General features: G+C 71.6%; 18 protein-coding genes. 15 read left to right on the top strand and 3 right to left on the bottom strand.

Going from position 1 to position 18,106, the window contains the following annotated elements:
- Positions 1-117 precede the first annotated feature (117 nt).
- From IE134_RS18625 to IE134_RS18580, 10 genes are all read left to right on the top strand, one after another.
- Positions 118-1,098 (top strand): FKBP-type peptidyl-prolyl cis-trans isomerase, encoded by a 981-nt coding sequence (locus IE134_RS18625; protein ID WP_189431112.1) that lies wholly within the window; start codon positions 118-120, stop codon positions 1,096-1,098.
- A gap of 85 nt (positions 1,099-1,183) precedes the next feature.
- Positions 1,184-1,555 carry an FKBP-type peptidyl-prolyl cis-trans isomerase gene (locus IE134_RS18620; RefSeq protein WP_030712241.1) on the top strand — a complete coding sequence of 124 codons (372 nt, stop codon included), beginning with the start codon at positions 1,184-1,186 and terminating at the stop codon, positions 1,553-1,555.
- A gap of 161 nt (positions 1,556-1,716) precedes the next feature.
- A complete protein-coding gene (locus tag IE134_RS18615; protein ID WP_030712244.1) occupies positions 1,717-2,670 on the top strand; it encodes a helix-turn-helix transcriptional regulator in 954 nt (317 codons plus the stop codon).
- Between the two features lie 13 nt (positions 2,671-2,683).
- A complete protein-coding gene (locus IE134_RS18610; RefSeq protein ID WP_030712247.1) occupies positions 2,684-3,640 on the top strand; it encodes a helix-turn-helix transcriptional regulator in 957 nt (318 codons plus the stop codon).
- A 23-nt stretch (positions 3,641-3,663) separates the two neighbouring features.
- Entirely contained in the window at positions 3,664-4,002 is a 339-nt protein-coding gene (locus IE134_RS18605; protein ID WP_179888070.1) for a hypothetical protein, read from the top strand.
- Between the two features lie 34 nt (positions 4,003-4,036).
- A complete protein-coding gene (locus IE134_RS18600; protein ID WP_006123367.1) occupies positions 4,037-4,234 on the top strand; it encodes a hypothetical protein in 198 nt (65 codons plus the stop codon).
- A 217-nt stretch (positions 4,235-4,451) separates the two neighbouring features.
- Positions 4,452-4,748 carry a Sec-independent protein translocase subunit TatA gene (tatA, locus tag IE134_RS18595; protein ID WP_030088270.1) on the top strand — a complete coding sequence of 99 codons (297 nt, stop codon included), beginning with the start codon at positions 4,452-4,454 and terminating at the stop codon, positions 4,746-4,748.
- A 49-nt stretch (positions 4,749-4,797) separates the two neighbouring features.
- Positions 4,798-5,766: a twin-arginine translocase subunit TatC gene (gene tatC, locus IE134_RS18590; RefSeq protein WP_098894759.1), complete on the top strand. Its 969-nt coding sequence runs from the start codon at positions 4,798-4,800 to the stop codon at positions 5,764-5,766.
- A gap of 18 nt (positions 5,767-5,784) precedes the next feature.
- Positions 5,785-6,678, top strand: coding sequence for a diacylglycerol kinase (locus IE134_RS18585; RefSeq protein WP_030712253.1), 894 nt, complete (start codon positions 5,785-5,787; stop codon positions 6,676-6,678).
- Positions 6,679-6,759: 81 nt separating this feature from the next.
- Positions 6,760-9,600 (top strand): DEAD/DEAH box helicase, encoded by a 2,841-nt coding sequence (locus IE134_RS18580; protein WP_098894758.1) that lies wholly within the window; start codon positions 6,760-6,762, stop codon positions 9,598-9,600.
- Positions 9,601-9,745: 145 nt separating this feature from the next.
- On the opposite strand, the gene IE134_RS18575 is transcribed toward IE134_RS18580, so the two are convergent.
- Together IE134_RS18575 and IE134_RS18570 are read right to left on the bottom strand one after the other, a co-directional pair.
- Positions 9,746-10,183, bottom strand: a complete 438-nt coding sequence (locus tag IE134_RS18575; protein WP_030712259.1) for an SPW repeat protein — start codon at positions 10,181-10,183, stop codon at positions 9,746-9,748.
- A gap of 195 nt (positions 10,184-10,378) precedes the next feature.
- Positions 10,379-11,026, bottom strand: coding sequence for a fasciclin domain-containing protein (locus IE134_RS18570; RefSeq protein ID WP_030712262.1), 648 nt, complete (start codon positions 11,024-11,026; stop codon positions 10,379-10,381).
- Positions 11,027-11,245: 219 nt separating this feature from the next.
- Between IE134_RS18570 and IE134_RS18565 the strand changes: the two genes are divergently transcribed.
- The 5 genes from IE134_RS18565 to IE134_RS18545 are packed head-to-tail and all read left to right on the top strand — an operon-like array spanning position 11,246 to position 16,650.
- Positions 11,246-12,520, top strand: coding sequence for an NAD(P)/FAD-dependent oxidoreductase (locus IE134_RS18565; protein WP_030712265.1), 1,275 nt, complete (start codon positions 11,246-11,248; stop codon positions 12,518-12,520).
- The gene (locus IE134_RS18560) at positions 12,514-13,239 is read left to right on the top strand and encodes a DUF1365 domain-containing protein (RefSeq protein ID WP_078614381.1); all 726 of its coding nucleotides are present in this window, start codon (positions 12,514-12,516) and stop codon (positions 13,237-13,239) included. Before IE134_RS18565 ends, IE134_RS18560 begins: the two co-directional genes overlap by 7 nt.
- Entirely contained in the window at positions 13,236-14,501 is a 1,266-nt protein-coding gene (locus IE134_RS18555; RefSeq protein WP_030712269.1) for an SAM-dependent methyltransferase, read from the top strand. Before IE134_RS18560 ends, IE134_RS18555 begins: the two co-directional genes overlap by 4 nt.
- A complete protein-coding gene (locus tag IE134_RS18550) occupies positions 14,498-15,850 on the top strand; it encodes a class I SAM-dependent methyltransferase (RefSeq protein WP_030712270.1) in 1,353 nt (450 codons plus the stop codon). The genes IE134_RS18555 and IE134_RS18550 overlap by 4 nt, the downstream gene beginning before the upstream one ends.
- Positions 15,847-16,650 (top strand): DUF1295 domain-containing protein, encoded by an 804-nt coding sequence (locus tag IE134_RS18545; protein ID WP_030712271.1) that lies wholly within the window; start codon positions 15,847-15,849, stop codon positions 16,648-16,650. Before IE134_RS18550 ends, IE134_RS18545 begins: the two co-directional genes overlap by 4 nt.
- A gap of 60 nt (positions 16,651-16,710) precedes the next feature.
- Here the strand turns inward: IE134_RS18545 and IE134_RS18540 are convergent, their stop codons facing one another.
- On the bottom strand, positions 16,711-18,081 hold the full coding sequence (locus IE134_RS18540; protein WP_189431109.1) for a cryptochrome/photolyase family protein: 1,371 nt from the start codon (positions 18,079-18,081) through the stop codon (positions 16,711-16,713).
- Between the last annotated feature and the right edge of the window lie 25 nt (positions 18,082-18,106).

Here is an 18,106-nt window from a genome sequence, read left to right as displayed (position 1 = left end):
ACATTGTACGCCGGGGCCGGTCGCCCCGGCGTACAGCCGTGTCGGTACTCGTGATGCAGCTGGGGCGAAGTCGTAGAGTGGCGGGAGTGCCCGGAGCCCCCTACGCGAGTTGGACTGATGATCCCCACGAAAACTGCCCGGCGTGTCGCCGCCGTCCTGGCCGTGCCCGCTCTGCTGATCACCGCCGCCTGCGGTTCCGATTCCAAGGACGACGCCGCCCCGAAGAACTCGGAGCCCGTCGCCGAGGTCTCCGGGAAGTTCGGCGCCGAGCCCAAGATCGAGATCGCCAAGGACGCCAAGGTCTCCGACAAGGTCGTCGCGAGCGACGTCTCGACCGGTGACGGCGCCGAGGTCAAGAAGGGCGACATCGTCCGTCTGGACTTCGCCGGAAACATCGAGGCCCTCGGCTCCACCTGGGCCCAGCGGCAGGGCGCCGACCCGAAGGCCCCCCGCGCCCAGGTCGTGCAGGAGGTCGGCACGCAGGGCCAGATGCTGCCGACCAAGGTCGCGGACGCGCTGACCGGCCACAAGGTCGGCAGCCGGGTCCAGGTCGAAGGCACGGCCGAGGCGATCGTCGGCGAGCAGCTGAACCCGCAGTCCGGGATCAAGCCCACCGACCCGCTGGTCTGGGTCGTCGACATCGTCAACGCCAAGAAGGTCGACAAGAAGGGCGAGGTCAAGGGGGACCAGGCCGCCAGTGAGGCCGGGATGCCCGAGGTGAAGGCCGCGTCGCAGAAGGCCGCGACCATCACCATCCCCAAGGGCGAGAAGGCCCCGAATGACCTCAAGGAGCAGGTGCTCATCAAGGGCGACGGCGCCGCCGTCAAGGCCGGTGAGGGCCTCGTCGTCCAGTACACCGGGGTGAAGTGGGAGGACGGCAAGAAGTTCGACTCCTCCTGGGACCACGGTGGCGCGAGCGCCTTCCCGATCGGCGTCGGCGGCGTCATCCAGGGCTGGGACAAGGGGCTGGTCGGCAAGAACGTCGGCGACCGCGTCCTGCTGACGATCCCGCCGAACCAGGCCTACGGAGCCGACCCCTCCAACCAGCTCGCCAAGAACAACCTGGTCTTCGTCGTCGACATCCTCGGCACGGTCTGAGACACCTCTCGGTACGGTCCGGGCGACGGGGCGACCCGTGCGAGACTTGTGGGGTTTTCCCCAAGATTCTTTTAGGAGCAGTTCAGTGAGCATCGAGAAGCCCGAGGTCGACTTCCCGGGCGGCGAGCCGCCGGCCGATCTGGAGATCAAGGACATCTGGGAGGGCGACGGCCCGGTGGCCCAGGCGGGCCAGACCGTCTCCGTCCACTACGTGGGCGTCTCCTTCTCCACCGGCGAGGAGTTCGACGCCTCCTGGAACCGCGGCACCCCGCTGCAGTTCCAGCTCGGTGCCGGCCAGGTCATCTCCGGCTGGGACAAGGGCGTGCAGGGCATGAAGGTCGGCGGCCGTCGCCAGCTGACCATCCCCGCCCACCTCGCCTACGGCGACCGCGGCGCCGGCGGCAAGATCGCCCCCGGTGAGACGCTGATCTTCGTCTGCGACCTGGTCTCGGTCTGAGCCGTTCCGGACTCGCGTGAATGAGGGCCCCCGCCGCACGGCGGGGGCCCTCGTGCTGTCCGGCAGGCCCCCACCGCGCTCCGGACGACGGCCCGGCTTTGGATCCCCACACCCCGGGGCGGTACGGTCGACCGTCGTAGAGCACCGGAGAAAGGGCGTCGATGGCGATTGCCAAGGCCGAGCGGTTGATGAACCTCGCGCTGTGCCTGCTGGGGACCCGGCGCCCCCTCAGCAAGCGTGAACTCCGCGGATCCATCGAGGCCTACCTCGAAGCCGGTTCCGACGACTCCTTCAACCGGATGTTCGAGCGCGACAAGGACGATCTGCGCGAGCTCGGACTCGTCATCGAGACCGTCGAGAACCTCGACGGCGAGACCGGCTACCTCGCCCGCCGCGACAGCAACCGGCTGCCCCCCATCACCCTGGACGCCGAGGAGGCCGCAGCCCTCGGCCTCGCCGCCAAGGTCTGGCAGCAGGCCCGCCTCGCCGGGGCCGCCAGCGGAGCCCTGCAGAAGCTCCGGGCCGCCGGCATGCCCGAGGCCGAGGACGCCTACGAGGTCCACAGCGCCCTCGAACCCCGCATCCCCGTCCACGAGGCCGCCTTCGAGCCCCTGATGCTGGCCTGCCGCGACCGCCGCCCCGTCACTTTCGACTACCGCAAGGCCAACTCCGCCCGCGCCGAGCAGCGCCAGGTCGAACCCTGGACCCTCGAATGCTGGCGCGGCCACTGGTATCTGGCCGGCTGGGACCGCGAGCGGGGCGCCGAGCGCGTCTTCCGGCTCTCCCGCATCACCGGCAAGGTCCGCTCCCGCGCCGGGGCGTTCAGCGCCGAGGTGCCCGACGTGGTCACCGTCCGCGAGACCGTCGAGAGCTGGGCCGGCGAGACCGCGACCCGGACCGCCCGGATCAGGCTCCGCGCCGGAGCCGGCTACCCACTGCGCTCCCGCGCCACCGCCGTACGGGACCGGGGCGACGGCTGGGACGAGCTGGAGATCCCGTACGGACACGGCCTCGACGCCTGGCTCGTCGAGTTCGGCCCGGACGTCGTCGTGGAGGAGCCCGCCGATCTGCGGGCCGATGTGGTGGACCGGCTCCGAGCCGTGGCCAAGGACTAGGGGAGCCGACACGATGGCCACGAACGCGATCGACCAGACCCGCCGGATGCTGTCCCTGGTGACGTATCTGCGCGAGCGCCCCGGCGCCCATGTCCAGGACGTGGCGCGGGCCTTCGGGATCACCGAGGACGAGCTGATCTCCGACCTCGACGTGCTGCCCATGTGCGGCACCAGCTTCCGCGGCGGCGACCTCCTCGACATCGACACCGACGGCGACCGCATCTGGTGGCACAACCCGGACGACGTCGCCGAGCCGCTCCGGCTCGCCGCCGACGAGGCCACCGCGCTGCTCGTCGCCGCCCGCGCCGTCGCCACCCTGCCCGGCCTGCGCGAGAGCGACCGGGACGCCCTCGTCCGCGCCACCGCCAAGCTGGAGACGGCCGCCGGTGAGTCCGGCGCGGCCAGCTCCCGGCTCTCGGTGACCTTCGAGGCGGAGGGCGGCGTCTTCGCCGACGTCGACCGGGCCATCTCCGAGCGCCGCCGGCTCTGGCTGCGCTACTACTCGCCCGCCCGCGACGAACTCACCGAGCGCGAGGTCGACCCGATCCGGCTCTTCGCCGTCGGCCACACCTACATGGAGGGCTGGTGCCGGCTCTCCGAGGCCCGCCGGACCTTCCGGCTCGACCGCGTCGCCGAGATCCGCCTCCTCGACGCCCCCGCCGCCCCGCCCGAGCTGGAACTGCGCGACCTGTCCGCCGGTCTGGTCCAGCCCGCCGCCGAGGACCCGGAAGTCGTGATCGAGGTCGGCACCGGCGGCCGCTGGGTCGCCGAGTACTACCCGCACGACAGTGCCGAGGAGCTCCCCGACGGCGGCCTGCGCATCACCCTGCGCACCCCCGACCCGGCCTCGCTGCGCCGGCTCGCCCTGCGGCTCGGCGGCGACGGCCGCATCGTCGCCCCGCCGGAGCTCGCGGACAGCGCCCGCGAGGCCGCCCGCGACGCGCTCGCCGCCTACGAGGACGCGGTCTGAGGGCCCGGGGAAGGGAGACGACGATGAACCGGACGCCCCTGTTCCCGGCCGCCGCCGGAGTCCGCCCGGAGGCCCCGCCCGGCACCGGGATACGCCCGACGCCCCGGTCCGGCACCGGTCCCGTCCCCGTGCCGGTCCCCGCCGCCGTCCGCTTCCGCGCCGCCTGCCCCGACTGCCGGGGGCGCTTCGAACTGGCCGCCGCCGCACTGCGCCTCGCGATCGGCGCCACCCGCCGCACCACCTTCTACACCTTCACCTGCCCCGAGTGCGGCGCCTCGGTCCGCAAGCCCGCCGGGGAGCGCATCATCGAACTGCTCACCGGCGGCGGCGTACGGACCCTGCGCCTGCACACCGCCCTGTAGCGCCGCGCAGCCGTACAGGAAAGAGGCACCCCGTATGTTCTGGCCCATGCTCGCCATCGCCCTCGGATTCCTGGGCATCGCCGTGCTCGGCGTGCTCGGCATCAAGGTCTTCGTCGAGGCCCAGCGCCTCGGCCGGCAGGTCACCGACACCACCGAGCGCATCAACCGGGCCTCGGAGGACCTGGAGCGGGCCGCCACCCGGCTCGCGGCCACCGGTGACGGCCTGCGCTAGCGCGCCGGGGGCCTGATGCCCCACAGCACAGGGGGGTACGCTGCATGGGTCGGCCCAGGCAGGGAGGTGCGGGGCCGCAAGCCGGAGTACGCACGGGCATTGCCTCGCGTTTACCCCTGCGGGTTACGATCGCTGCCAAGCGCAACGATCGGACGTATGCCCGGTCGAACGGGTAGCGAGCCCTCCCCCAGCCGCCTCAGTGAGAAGGAAGTCGCACATGATCGGCAATCTGAAGCCCCTCGAGATCGTTCTGATCATCGCTGTCATCCTGCTGCTCTTCGGTGCCAAGAAGCTCCCCGACATGGCGCGCTCGCTCGGCAAGTCGGCCCGCATCCTCAAGAGCGAGGCCAAGGCCATGAAGAAGGACGACGCGGCGACCGCGACGCCCACCACGGAGACCGTCGACGACACGGTCCCGCCGCAGTCCACCACCGCGCGCACCATCCAGGCCGCGCCGGGAGACGTCACCAGCTCCCGCCCGGTCAACGAGGCCAAGCCCACCACCCAGAGCTGACCGCCGACGCGCTCCGCCGACAGCCGCCGCACGAGACGAGGGAAGTGGGTTGCTCAAGTCTGCCCGCAAGCAGGAGAAGGACGACGAGGGGCGGATGCCTCTCCTCGATCACCTGCGTGAGTTGCGTAACCGGCTGCTGAAGGCCGTGCTGGCGATCGTCGTGGTGATGATCGTCGCGGCGTTCTACCAGAAGGAGATCTACGAGTTCCTTCTGGCCCCCATCCAGGAATCCGTCGGCTGTAAGAACGGTGTGGTCACCACCGTCGACGGCAAGTCCTGCGCCCTGCTGAAGACCGACACGCTGATCGGGCCGTTCACCAACGCGCTCAAGGTCGCGCTGATGTCCGGTGTGCTGCTGGCGACCCCGGTCTGGCTCTACCAGCTGTGGGCCTTCATCGCCCCGGGGCTGCACAAGGGCGAGAAGCGTTACGCCTACGCCTTCGCCGTCGTCGGCGCGCCCCTCTTCCTGTCCGGCGGCTACCTCGCCTACGCGATCCTGCCGCAGACCGCCGAGATCATGCTCGGCTTCAGCCCGGACGACGTACAGAACCAGATCGGGCTCGACAGCTATCTGGACCTGCTCGTCCGCATGGTGATCGTCTTCGGGCTCGCCTTCGAGCTGCCGCTGCTCCTCGTCGCGCTGAACATGACGGGTGTCGTCTCCGGCAAGCGGATGCTGGGCTGGTGGCGCGGCATGGTCGTCGGTCTCACCGCCTTTGCGGCCATCGCCACCCCTGGCGGCGAGCCCATCTCGATGCTGCTCCTCGCGGGGCCGCTCGCCGTCCTCTACTTCATCGCCACCGGCTTCTCGCTGCTCAACGACAAGCGCCGCAACCGCAACAACCCCGACGCCGAGCTCAGCGACGACGAGGCCTCGGAACTCGATCTGACGCCCGAGCCCGTCGGCCGCGTGGAGCACGTCTCCTCGTCCTCCCGCCCCGCCCTGCCCGGGCAGGCCACCGGTGAGGCGGACGGACCCGGATCGCAGCGGCTCAACGGTTACGACGACATCACCTGACCTTGTAGGGTCCGGCGGGTGACCAGCGAGATCACCCTCTTCGTCAATCCCACCGCGGGACGCGGCCGGGGCGCGCACGCCGCGCAGCCGGCCGCTTCCGCGTTGCGGGACGCAGGATTCTCCGTCCGTACGGTGCTGGGCGAGGACGCCGACGACGCCCTGCGCCGGGCCCGCGAGGCCGTCGCGGCGGGGACCGGGGCACTCATAGCCGTGGGCGGGGACGGGCTGATGTCCCTCGCCCTCCAGGCCGTCGCCGGGACCGCCACCCCGCTCGGGGTCGTCGCCGTCGGCACCGGCAACGACTTCGCCCGGGCGCTGGGTCTGCCGATCCGCGACCCGGCCGCCGCCGGACGGCTGGCCGCGCGGGCCCTCAAGGACGGCGGCCACCGCGAGATCGACCTGGGACGGGTCGGGGACCGCTGGTTCGGCACCGTCCTCGCCTCCGGCTTCGACTCCCGGGTCAACGACCGGGGCAACCGGATGCGGTTCGTCGGCGGCCGGTTCAAGTACGACCTCGCGATTTTCGCCGAACTGGCCGCCTTCAAGCCGATCCCGTACCGGATCCGGCTCGACGCGGGAGAGGTCCGCGAGATCGAGGCGACGCTCATCGCCGTCGGCAACGGGACCACGTACGGCGGGGGCATGCGGATCTGCGCCGACGCCCAGATGGACGACGGGCTCTTCGACGTGACCGTGGTGGGGGAGTGCACCCGCACCGAGCTGCTCAAGGTCTTCCCGAAGGTCTACAAAGGCACGCATCTGGACCACCCCGCCGTCACCGTGCACCGGGTCTCCTCGATCGAGCTGGTGGCGGCCGGTGTCACGGCGTACGCGGACGGCGAACCGATGGGTGCGCTGCCGCTCACCGCCACCTGCGTACCGGGGGCCGTACGGGTGCTCACCGGGCCCTGACCGGTGCCGAGCGGGTCGAAGCCCAAGGGGATTTAAAGATCGGGCTGACTGTCGGAGGTGACGGGTAGGCTCGTAGCCAAGATGACAGAGGACCTCTCACCAGCTGAGCGATACCAGGCATCCCGCGCCCGTGCGGCCGATATGGCGACGGCCCTCGGGCCCTTCCGGGAGATGTACGACTTCGGCCTGGACCCGTTCCAGATCGAGGCCTGCCAGGCCCTGGAGGCGGGCAAAGGGGTGCTGGTCGCGGCGCCCACCGGGTCGGGCAAGACGATCGTCGGCGAGTTCGCCGTGCACCTGGCCCTGGAGCAGGGCCGCAAATGCTTCTACACCACGCCCATCAAGGCGCTCTCGAACCAGAAGTACGCCGACCTGGTCAAGCGGTACGGCGCGGACAAGGTCGGTCTGCTGACCGGCGACAACAGCGTCAACTCCGAGGCGCCGGTGGTCGTGATGACCACCGAGGTCCTGCGGAACATGCTGTACGCGGGCTCCCAGTCGCTGTCCGGCCTCGGCTATGTGGTCATGGACGAGGTGCACTACCTCTCCGACCGCTTCCGGGGCGCGGTGTGGGAGGAAGTGATCATTCACCTTCCGGAGTCGGTGACGCTGGTCTCCCTGTCGGCGACCGTGTCCAACGCGGAGGAGTTCGGCGACTGGCTGGACACCGTCCGCGGCGACACCGAGGTCATCGTCTCCGAGCACCGTCCCGTGCCGCTGTGGCAGCACGTGATGGCCGGACGCCGGATGTACGACCTCTTCGAGGAGGGCACCGACCACGGCGGGCGGGGCGCCGGACGCCGCGAGGTCAACCCGGACCTGGTCCGGCTCGCCCGCCAGGAGAGCCAGAACACCTACAACCCGCGTGACCGCCGCCGGGGCAAGATGGTGCGCGAGGCCGACCGCGAGCGCGAGCGGCGCCAGCGCGGCCGGATCTGGACGCCCGGCAGGCCCGAGGTCATCGACCGGCTGGACAACGAGGGGCTGCTCCCCGCGATCACGTTCATCTTCAGCCGGGCGGGCTGCGAGGCCGCCGTACAGCAGTGCATGTACGCCGGACTCCGGCTCAACGACGAGGACAACCGCCGGCTGGTCCGCGAGATCGTCGAGGAGCGGACCGCGTCCATCCCCGGCGAGGACCTCCACGTGCTGGGCTACTACGAGTGGCTCGAAGGACTGGAGCGGGGCATCGCCGCCCACCACGCGGGCATGCTGCCGACGTTCAAGGAGGTCGTCGAGGAGCTGTTCGTCCGGGGGCTGGTCAAGGCCGTCTTCGCCACCGAGACCCTGGCGCTCGGCATCAACATGCCCGCGCGCTCGGTGGTGCTGGAGAAGCTCGTCAAGTGGAACGGCGAGCAGCACGCCGACATCACCCCCGGCGAGTACACCCAGCTCACCGGCCGGGCCGGACGCCGCGGCATCGACGTCGAGGGCCACGCGGTGGTCCTGTGGCAGCGCGGCCTCGACCCGACGGCGCTGGCCGGCCTCGCGGGGACGCGTACGTATCCGCTGCGCTCCAGCTTCCGCCCCTCGTACAACATGGCGGTCAACCTGGTGCAGCAGTTCGGGCGGCACAGGTCGCGGGAGCTGCTGGAGACCTCGTTCGCCCAGTTCCAGGCCGACAAGTCCGTCGTCGGGATCTCCCGGCAGGTGCAGCGCAACGAGGAGGGCCTGGAGGGCTACAAGGAGGGCATGACCTGCCACCTCGGGGACTTCGAGGAGTACGCGCGCCTGCGGCGCGACCTCAAGGACCGCGAGACGGAGCTGGCCAAGCAGGGCGCGGCGCAGCGGCGGGCGGCGGCGGCCTCCTCCCTGGAGAAGCTGAAGCCGGGAGATGTCATCCATGTTCCGACAGGGAAGTTCGCGGGGCTGGCCTTGGTGCTCGATCCGGGGCTGCCCGCCGGGCGGGCCAACGGGCACCGCGGGTTCGACCACCACGACGGGCCTCGGCCGCTGGTGCTGACCGCCGAGCGGCAGGTCAAGCGGCTGGCCTCGATGGACTTCCCGGTGCCGGTGGAGGCGCTGGAGCGGATGCGCGTCCCGAAGTCGTTCAACCCGCGCTCGCCGCAGTCCCGGCGCGATCTGGCCTCCGCGCTGCGGTCCAAGGCCGGGCACATCGTGCCCGACCGGCACCGCAAGGGGCGGGCGCCGGCCGCCGACGACCGCGAGATCGCCCGGCTGCGGACCGAGCTGCGCGCCCACCCGTGCCACGGGTGCGACGAGCGGGAGGACCACGCGCGGTGGGCCGAGCGCTACCACCGGCTGCAGCGGGACACCCGGCAGCTGGAGAAGCGGATCGAGGGGCGGACGAACACGATCGCCCGGACCTTCGACCGCATCGTCGCGCTGCTCACCGAGCTGGACTACCTCCGGGGCAACGAGGTCACCGCCAACGGGCGGCGGCTGGCCCGGCTGTACGGGGAGCTGGACCTGCTCGCCAGTGAATGTCTGCGGGAGGGTGTGTGGGAGGGGCTCAACCCCGCCGAGCTCGCCGCGTGTGTCTCGGCTCTGGTCTACGAGGCGCGGCAGGCGGATGACGCGGTCGCGCCGAAGCTGCCGGCCGGTCCTGCCAAGGTCGCCATGGGCGAGATGGTGCGGATCTGGGGGCGGCTGGACGCCCTGGAGGAGGACTTCAAGATCAACCAGACGGAAGGGGTCGGGCAGCGTGAGCCCGATCTCGGATTCGCCTGGGCGGTTTATATGTGGGCCTCCGGCCGGACGCTGGACGAGGTGCTGCGCGAGGCGGAGATGCCGGCGGGGGACTTCGTGCGGTGGTGCAAGCAGGTGATCGACGTGCTGGGGCAGGTGGCCGCGGCGGCGCCCCGCGATGCGGGGGAGGGGGCGTCCGGCGTGGCGAAGAGTGCGCGTAAGGCGGTGGATGCGGTGTTGCGGGGGGTTGTGGCGTACAGCTCGGTGGGGTGAGGGGTTGGTGTGGCGGGGGCGCGGGGCGCCTGCGGCGGGCTTGTTCCCCTACCCGCCCCTTCCCGAAACCGGGGCTCTGCCCCGGACCCCGCTCCTCAAGCGCCGGAGGGGCTGCAAACGGGGCCCGGGGCCTGTCGGGTCGGCCTTACGTGCTGCGGGTTCTGGCCGCTGCTCCCGCGCAGACCATGCCCAGCAGTACCGTCAGTCCGCCGACGATGATGTTGTTGATCACGATTCCGGCGTCCGGGCTGTTGCCCACGACCCAGGTCGACACGATGATCCACGCCCCGATGGCGCACATCGCCCAGCTCAGGCCGTACATACGCTCGGGCATCACGGTGAAGCCGAGAGCCAGTACCGCGATGGCGATCCCCATCACCAGGTTGTGCGTGACCAGGGCAGGCTGGCTCGCCGTGAAGTGGAGCACCCATGGGGAGACGGCGCAGTAGAGGCCGACGAGGAAGACCGGCGCGTCCACCAGCGCCACATCGCGGCCGCCCATCACGCGGTCGTACCGTGCACGCATTTCGGAGGCGTCGGGGTGGCCCGACAAGTCGCTCCTCGCGTGTGAGACGTTGCTCATGAGTTTTCGTCTCCTTCGGTCCTGCGGGCCCTGCCGCTGTGCGGATGGGTGCGGCAGGCACCCGTGCCTCCATAGTGCGCTTATCCGGCGCTTATGTGTACATTTCGGGCGGGGTTTTTCCCGGGCACGACGAGGGGCGGGCAGCCGCGCGCACCGCGGCTGCCCGCCCCTCGTCGATGGGGGAATCGGTGAGGACTACTTCGGGGGCATCAGGACCGTGTCGACGATGTAGACCGTCGCGTTGGCGGTCGGGACATTGCCGCAGACGACCTTCGAGTTGTCGTTCACGGTGTACTCCGTGCCCGAGCCGGCCGTCGTCAGCTTGCTCTTCTCCAGGGTGTCGAAGGACCCCTTCTCCAGCTGCTGCGGCGTCAGCTTCTCGCCCACCACGTGGTAGGTGAGGACCTTGGTGAGCTCGGCCTTGTTCGCCAGCAGCGCGTCCAGGTCGGCCTTCGGGATCTTCGCGAAGGCGTCGTTGGTCGGGGCGAACACCGTGATGTTCTCGGCGTTGTTGAGCGTGTCGACCAGGCCGGCCTGCTTCACGGCGGCCACCAGCGTCGACAGCTCCTCGTTGTTCGAGGCGGCCGTCGCGACCGGGTCCTTCGCCATGCCGTCGAACGAGCCCGCGCCTTCCTTCGGCACCGACGAACAGGCCGGGCCGAACGGCTCGGTCATGGTCGCCGAGTCGTCGGCCGAGGGGCTCGCCGGCGCGGACGCGCTGGGCGTTGAGCCGGCTGCCGAGTCCTTGGAGGAGTCGTCCGACGAGCAGGCGGTCAGCGCCAGCGGCAGCACGGCTGCTGCGGACACGGCGACGGCTGCGCGGCGGAAGAGGAGCGTGTTCATGGCGTTTCTCCTGGATCGGGAGGGTCGTGCTGAGAGCGGTGTGTCCTGACACAGGGGGTTCGGCGCCGGGATGGCCGGCGGATTGGTCCCGGCCCCTTCATTCACCCGTTCGGAGCAGATTCGGTGATCGACCAATCCATTCGGCCACCGGCCACGAATGCCACGTGAGGGGCGCTTCAGCAGCGCTCCGACCAGGCGGAAGAACCGGAGGGAGCCGGAATGGCAGGGGAACGGCGGCGCACGGCCGTGGTGGGGGCCGGAGTGGCGGGACTGACCGCCGCCCATGTTCTCCGCGACGCTCATGAGGTGACGCTCTTCGAAGCGGACGACCGCGTCGGCGGCCACGCCCACACCCATGATCTGGCCGCGTCCGACGGGCGGGTGCACCGTGTCGACTCCGGGTTCATCGTGCACAACCGGCGGACCTACCCCCACCTGCTGCGGCTCTTCGACGAACTGGGCGTCGCCACCCAGGAGTCCGAGATGTCGATGTCCGTACGCTGCGAGGGCTGCGGTCTGGAGTACGCCGGAGCCCGGGGTCCCGCCGGGCTCTTCGCGCAGCCGCGCTCCGCCGTGCGCGGCCCCTATCTGCGGATGCTCGCCGAGGTGCCGCGCTTCCACCGTGCCGCCCGGGCCCTGCTGGCGCTGCCGGAGAGCGGGGCGAGCGGGATGACGCTGGGGGAGTTCGCCCGGCGCGGGCGCTTCTCGCCGTACTTCCACGCCCACTTCCTGACGCCCATGGTCTCCGCCGTCTGGTCCTGCGACCCGGTCACCGCCCTGCGCTACCCGGCCCGCTATCTCTTCCGCTTCCTCGACCACCACGGCATGCTCACCATCGGGAACTCCCCGGTCTGGCGCACCGTCACCGGCGGGTCGCGCGCCTACGTCGACCTCGTCGTCAAGCAGCTCGCCGCCGTGCACACCGCGACCCCGGTCCGCGCCATCACCCGGCACGCGGACGGCGTCGACATCACCACCGAGGACGGCACGACCACCCCGTACGACTCCGTCGTCATCGCCACCCACCCCGACCAGGCGCTGCGGATGCTCGCCGATCCGACCGACGCCGAGCGCAGCACGCTCGGCGCGTTCCGGTACTCCCGCAACCCGACGCTGCTGCACACGGACACCACGCTGCTGCCGCGCGCCCGGGGCGCCCGCGCGTCCTGGAACTACCTGATGCCCTCGTGCGCCGCCGACGCCGACCGGGTGACCGTGAGCTACGACATGAACCGGCTCCAGCGGCTCGACGCCCCGGACACGTTCGTCGTGACGCTGAACGGCGCCGACCGGGTCGACCCGGACACCGTCCGCGCCCGCATGGTCTACGAGCACCCCGTCTACACCCCGGAGTCGGTCGCGGCCCAGTCCCGGCTGCACACCCTGTCCGGCCCCGTCACCGCCTACGCGGGGGCGTACCACGGCTGGGGCTTCCACGAGGACGGCTGCCGTTCGGGGGTCGAGGCCGCCGCCGCCCTGGGGGTGAGGTGGTGAACGCCCTCTACCCGTGCACCATCACGCACGTACGGAACCGGCCGACGAAGTACGCGCTCCGGCACCGGACCTACCTGTGGCTCATCGACCCCGACCGGCCGCCCGAGCTGCCGCGCGCCCTGCGGCCGCTGGCCCGGTTCGACCCCCGTGACCACTTCGGCGGCACCGCCCCCACCATCCGGGCCGGTCTCGAGCGTTTCCTGCGGGCCCGGGGCGTGGAGCTGGGCGACGGCACCGTCACCATGCTCACCCAGGCCCGGGTGTTCGGGTACGTCTTCAACCCGATCACCGTCTACTGGTGCCACCGCGCCGACGGCAGTCCCCTCTGCGTCGTCGCCGAGGTGCACAACACGTACGGCGGACGGCACGGCTATCTCCTGCGTCCCGACGGGAATCACCGTGCCGTGACCGGCAAGGAGTTCTACGTCTCGCCGTTCTTCCCCGTGGACGGCGGCTACCGGATGCGGCTGCCCGAACCCGGGTCCCGGCTCGACCTGAGCGTCCACCTGGAGCGTGAGGGGGCGCGCCCGTTCACCGCGACCGTACGGGGCGCCCGCCGCCCGGCCACCTCCCGGGAGCTGGTGCGCCTCGCCGTGCGCCACCCCCTCTCCACCGTCCTTGTCTCCGCCGCGATCCGCCTGCACGGCATCCGGCTCTATCTGCGCGGACTCCCCGTGCAACCCCGTCCCCCGCACCGCACACAGGAAGGCATGCAGTGACCGCTCCCACCTCGGCGCTGCCGGCAGAGCACACCCCCGGGACCGACCCGGAACGCTGGCCCGACATCGTCACCCTGCCCCGGGTCTCCCGCGCCCGGACCGCCGTCGCCGAACGCATCGTCCGCCGCGCGCTCGGCGGGCTTCCCCTCCGCGCCCGGCTCGCGGGCCAAGGCGACATCGGCCTCGGCGGGCCGCTCATGGACATCCGCGACCCCGACGCCTTCTTCCGGCGGATCGGGGCGAGCGGACTCATCGGCTTCGGCGAGTCCTACATGGCCGGCGAGTGGGACGCCCCCGACCTCGTCGCCGTGCTGACCGTCCTCGCCGACAACGCCGCCGACCTCGTCCCCCGCTCCCTGCAACGCCTGCGCGGCATCTGGCATCTGCGCAGGCCCGCCGCGCAGATGAACACCCCCGAGGGCTCGCGGGACAACATCAGCCACCACTACGACCTGTCCAACGAGCTCTTCGCCCTCTTCCTCGACGAGACGCTCTCCTACTCCTCCGCCGTCTTCCGCGGCTTCCCCGCCGAGCACGACCTGCTGCCCGCCGCCCAGCACCGCAAGATCGACCGGCTGCTCGACGCCGCCGGGGTCACCGACGGCACCCGGCTGCTGGAGATCGGCACCGGCTGGGGCGAACTGGCCATCCGCGCGGCCGCCCGCGGCGCCCGGGTCACCACCGTCACCCTCTCCGCCGAACAGCGCGAACTGGCCCGGGCCCGCATCCGCGAAGCCGGGTTCGAGGACCGCGTCGAGGTACGGCTGAGCGACTACCGCCATGTCACGGGCGACTACGACGCCATCGTCAGCGTCGAGATGATCGAGGCGGTCGGCGAGGAGTTCTGGCCGGTCTACTTCCAGACGCTCGACCGGCTGCTCGCCCCCGGCGGCCGGGTCGCCCTCCAGGCCATCACCATGCCCGACGACCGACTGCGCGTCAGTCGCTCCACGTACACCTGGATCAGTAAGTACATCTTCCCCGGCGGACTGCTGCCCTCCACCGAGGCCGTCGAGCGGATCACCACCGGCCACACCCGGCTGCGCACCACCCAGCGCATCCGGTTCGGCGCGCACTACGCCGAGACGCTCCGGCTGTGGCGGGAGCGGTTCACCGAGCGGACCGCCGAGGTCGACGCCCTCGGCTTCGACGCCGTCTTCCGCCGGATGTGGACCTTCTACCTCGCCTACTCCGAAGCGGGCTTCCGCTCCGGCTATCTCGATGTGCAGCAACTGCTGCTGACCCGTGAGGAGACCGCGTGACCACCTCCGCCACCAGGCCGCCCGCCCGGCGCACCCCGACCGGGGCCGCCCAGCGCGTCGAACCGCTGATCGAGCGGTTCCTCGGCGGCGGACTGCCGGTCCGGGTACGGATGTGGGACGGCAGCGAGACCGGGCCCCGCGACGCCCCCACCGTCCATGTGCGGACCCGCAGAGCCCTGCGCCGCCTGCTGTGGGAGCCGGGCGAACTCGGCCTCGCCGAGGCCTACATCACCGGGGACATCGACCTCGACGCCGACCTCGGCGACGGGCTGCGCGCCATGCGTCGCGCCGTACGTGAACGCGGCCTCACCGCACCCGCCCCCGCCCTCGCCGACCGCGTCAAAGCGGCCGGCCTCGCCCTGCGCCTCGGCGCGGTCGGCCCCCGGCCGCCGGTGCCCGCCGCCCGCGCGGGACTGCGCGGGGAACTGCACAGCAAGGCCCGGGACCGGGCGGCGATCAGCCACCACTACGACCTGTCCAACGCCTTCTACGCCCTGCTCCTCGACGAGACGATGGCGTACTCCTGCGGCTACTGGACCAGCGACGCACCCGACTACGGCCCGGCGGACGCCCAGCGCGACAAGCTGGAGCTGATCTGCCGCAAGCTCGGACTGCGGCCCGGCGCACGGCTGCTGGACATCGGCTGCGGCTGGGGTTCGCTGACCCTGTACGCGGCCGAGCGCCACGGCGTCCGCGTCACCGCCGTCACCCTCGCCGCCGAACAGGCCGCGCACGTACGCAAGCAGGTCACGGCACGCGGTCTCGACGACCTCGTCGAGGTGCTGAACATCGACTACCGGGACATCGCGGAGCGGCCCGGGACCCGGGGCGCGTACGACGCCGTCTCCACCATCGAGATGGGCGAACACGTCGGGGACGCCGAGTATCCGGCGTTCACCCGGATCCTGCACGACGCCCTCCGGCCGCAGGGCCGGGCCATGGTCCAGCAGATGTCCCGGGGGACGACCGCCCCCGGCGGCGGCGCGTTCATCGAGTCCTACATCGCCCCCGACATGCACATGCGGCCGCTCGGCGAGACCGTCGCCCTGCTGGAGGGCTCGGGGCTGGAGGTCCGCGACGTCGAATCCCTGCGCGAGCACTACGTGTGGACGGTGGAGGCCTGGCGGCGCACCCTGGAGGAGCGCTGGGCGGAGTTCGTCGCCATGGTGGGGGAGGAGACCGCGCGGGTGTGGCGGCTCTATCTCGTCGGCGGCGCCCTCGCGTTCGAGGAGCGGCGCATGGGCGTCGACCAGATCCTGTCCGTACGGCCCGACCCGGTCGGCTCCGCCGCGATGCCCGCCACCCGGCGCGACTGGTACGCACCGGACGGGCCGGAGGAGAAGCGGTGAGCGGCTTCGCCTGGGCCGCGTTCGCGAGCGGGCTCGCGGGCGCGGCCGTCGCCGCCCTCGGCGTCATGCTCGTCACCTTCGCCGTCGCCCTGAAGAAGGGCGTGCACCGGATCGTCGACGTCGCCTGGGGCATCGGGTTCGCCGCCGTCGCGCTGGTCTCCTACGGCCTCTCGGCGGGCGAGGGCGACGACGCCCGCCGGCTGCTCGTCACCGCCCTGACCGTGATCTGGGGGCTGCGCCTCGCGATCCACATCGGGCGGCGCGGGAAGGGGCACGGAGAGGACCCGCGTTACGAGAAGATGCTGGCCAAGGCCCCCGGCAACCCCCAGCTGTACGCCCTGCGCAAGGTGTATCTCCTCCAGGGCGCGCTGGTCTGGCTCGTCTCGCTCCCGGTCCAGGCCGCGCAGTACCTCACCGCGCCGCTCGCCTGGTGGACCTGGGCGGGGGTGCTGCTGTGGGCGGTCGGGCTGGCCTTCGAGGCGATCGGTGACGCCCAGCTCGCCCGGTTCAAGGCCGACCCCGCCAACAAGGGGAAGATCATGGACCGAGGGCTGTGGTCCTGGACCCGCCATCCGAACTACTTCGGCGACTTCTGCGTCTGGTGGGGCCTCTTCCTCTTCGTCTGCCAGGCGCCGGCCGCCGCTGCCGCCACCGTCGTCGCCCCGCTGGTGATGAGCTTCCTGCTGACCAAGGGCAGCGGCGCGGCCCTGCTGGAGCGTCATATGGCCGACCGGCCGGGCTTCGACGCCTACATGGCCCGGACGAGCGGCTTCTTTCCGAGGCCACCACGCCGGGTGTGAGAAACGGGAAGGGGCCTGTTCCGCAGCCGCGCGGAACAGGCCCCTTCCGGGTCGTACGGGTCAGCCCAGGCCACGGGCGCGTTCGAAGCGGGACCGCGCCTCGGCCAGGTCCACCACCGGGTCGGGATAGTCGACGCCCGCCCGGTCCGGGCCCGCCAGCTTCCAGGGCTCGTGAATCGCGGACCCCTTCACCTCCGCCAGCTCCGGCACCCACCGCCGTACGTAGGCGCCGTCCGGGTCGAAGCGCTTGCCCTGGATCACCGGGTTGAGGATCCGGTTGGGGCGGGTGTCCGTGCCGGTGCCCGCCACCCACTGCCAGTTCAGCTGGTTGTTCGCCATGTCCCCGTCGACCAGCAGGTCCAGGAAGTGCCGGGCGCCCACCCGCCAGTCCACGTACAGCGTCTTCGTGAGGAAGCTCGCGGCCAGCATCCGGCCCCGGTTGTGCATCCAGCCCTCGTGCGCGAGTTGCCGCATCGCCGCGTCCACCAGCGGATAGCCGGTGTGCCCCGTCCTCCAGGCGTCGATCTCGTCCTCGTCCGAGCGCCAGCGGTCGTGCCGCGGCCGGTAGTCGGACCAGGAGGCGTCGTGGCGGGCCGCGAGGACCTGGTGGTGGAAGTCGCGCCAGGCCAGCTGGCGCACGAACGCCTCACCGCCGGGGCCGCCCTTCTCGCGTGCCCGGTTGGCCAGTTCGGCGGCGGAGACCGTGCCGAAGTGCAGATGCGGGGAGAGCCGGGAGGTCGCGTCGCCGGCCAGGTCGTCGTGGCCGTCCTCGTAGTCGGCCATGGGGCCGTGCAGCCAGGACGTCACCAGCTTGCGGCCCGCCTTCTCGCCGCCCCGTGCGAGGCCGGGGGAGAGGTTCTTGATGGTGTCCCGGTCCGGGAGCGCGTCGCCGGACACGCCGTCGGGCACCCGGACCGTGCGGGGAGCGGTCAGTGTGCCCCGTACTCCCTCCGCCTCCCAACGGCGGAAGTACGGGGTGAACACCGCGAAGTGGTCCTTGCCGCCCGTCGGGACCACCCGGCCCGGGGCGAGCGCGGTGACCACCGCGTCATGGACGCGCAGATCGCAGCCGGTGCCCGCCAGGGCCTCCCGGATGCGTTCCTCGCGCTGTGCCGCGTACCCGCTGACCCCGGCGGCGATGTGCACGGATTCCGCCCCGGTCTCCTCGACGACCCGTTTCACCTCGCGGGCCGTCCCGCCCCTGCGGACGATCAGTCTGCCGTCGCGGTCACGGAGTCCGGCGTCCAGGTCCGCCAGGCAGTCCGCGAGGAACGCCAGCCGGTTGGGCGCGTCGAACCCGGCCCGGTGGACGGCGTCGTCCCGCACGAACAGCGGGACGACCTCGTCCGCGTCCCGCAGGGCGGCACGCAGCACCGGATTGTCGTGCAGACGCAGGTCGGAGGTGAACAGCACCACCGCGACACTACTCATGGAACGGGTGCTCCCTTGCGGTACT

It is taken from the genome of Streptomyces rubiginosohelvolus, assembly GCF_014649875.1.
In the GTDB taxonomy this organism is placed as follows: domain Bacteria; phylum Actinomycetota; class Actinomycetes; order Streptomycetales; family Streptomycetaceae; genus Streptomyces; species Streptomyces rubiginosohelvolus.
The sequence above is the reverse complement of the archived record's forward strand: the minus strand, read 5'-3'. Positions and strand labels throughout refer to the sequence as shown.

Coding starts and splice junctions, on each gene's coding strand:
- tatA (WP_030088270.1), top strand. CDS start 4,452: ATGATCGGCAATCTGAAGCCCCTCGAGATCGTTCTGATCATCGCTGTC.
- IE134_RS18615 (WP_030712244.1), top strand. CDS start 1,717: ATGGCGATTGCCAAGGCCGAGCGGTTGATGAACCTCGCGCTGTGCCTG.
- IE134_RS18575 (WP_030712259.1), bottom strand. CDS start 10,183: ATGAGCAACGTCTCACACGCGAGGAGCGACTTGTCGGGCCACCCCGAC.
- IE134_RS18600 (WP_006123367.1), top strand. CDS start 4,037: ATGTTCTGGCCCATGCTCGCCATCGCCCTCGGATTCCTGGGCATCGCC.
- IE134_RS18605 (WP_179888070.1), top strand. CDS start 3,664: ATGAACCGGACGCCCCTGTTCCCGGCCGCCGCCGGAGTCCGCCCGGAG.
- IE134_RS18570 (WP_030712262.1), bottom strand. CDS start 11,026: ATGAACACGCTCCTCTTCCGCCGCGCAGCCGTCGCCGTGTCCGCAGCA.
- IE134_RS18610 (WP_030712247.1), top strand. CDS start 2,684: ATGGCCACGAACGCGATCGACCAGACCCGCCGGATGCTGTCCCTGGTG.
- IE134_RS18625 (WP_189431112.1), top strand. CDS start 118: ATGATCCCCACGAAAACTGCCCGGCGTGTCGCCGCCGTCCTGGCCGTG.
- IE134_RS18580 (WP_098894758.1), top strand. CDS start 6,760: ATGACAGAGGACCTCTCACCAGCTGAGCGATACCAGGCATCCCGCGCC.
- IE134_RS18540 (WP_189431109.1), bottom strand. CDS start 18,081: ATGAGTAGTGTCGCGGTGGTGCTGTTCACCTCCGACCTGCGTCTGCAC.
- IE134_RS18565 (WP_030712265.1), top strand. CDS start 11,246: ATGGCAGGGGAACGGCGGCGCACGGCCGTGGTGGGGGCCGGAGTGGCG.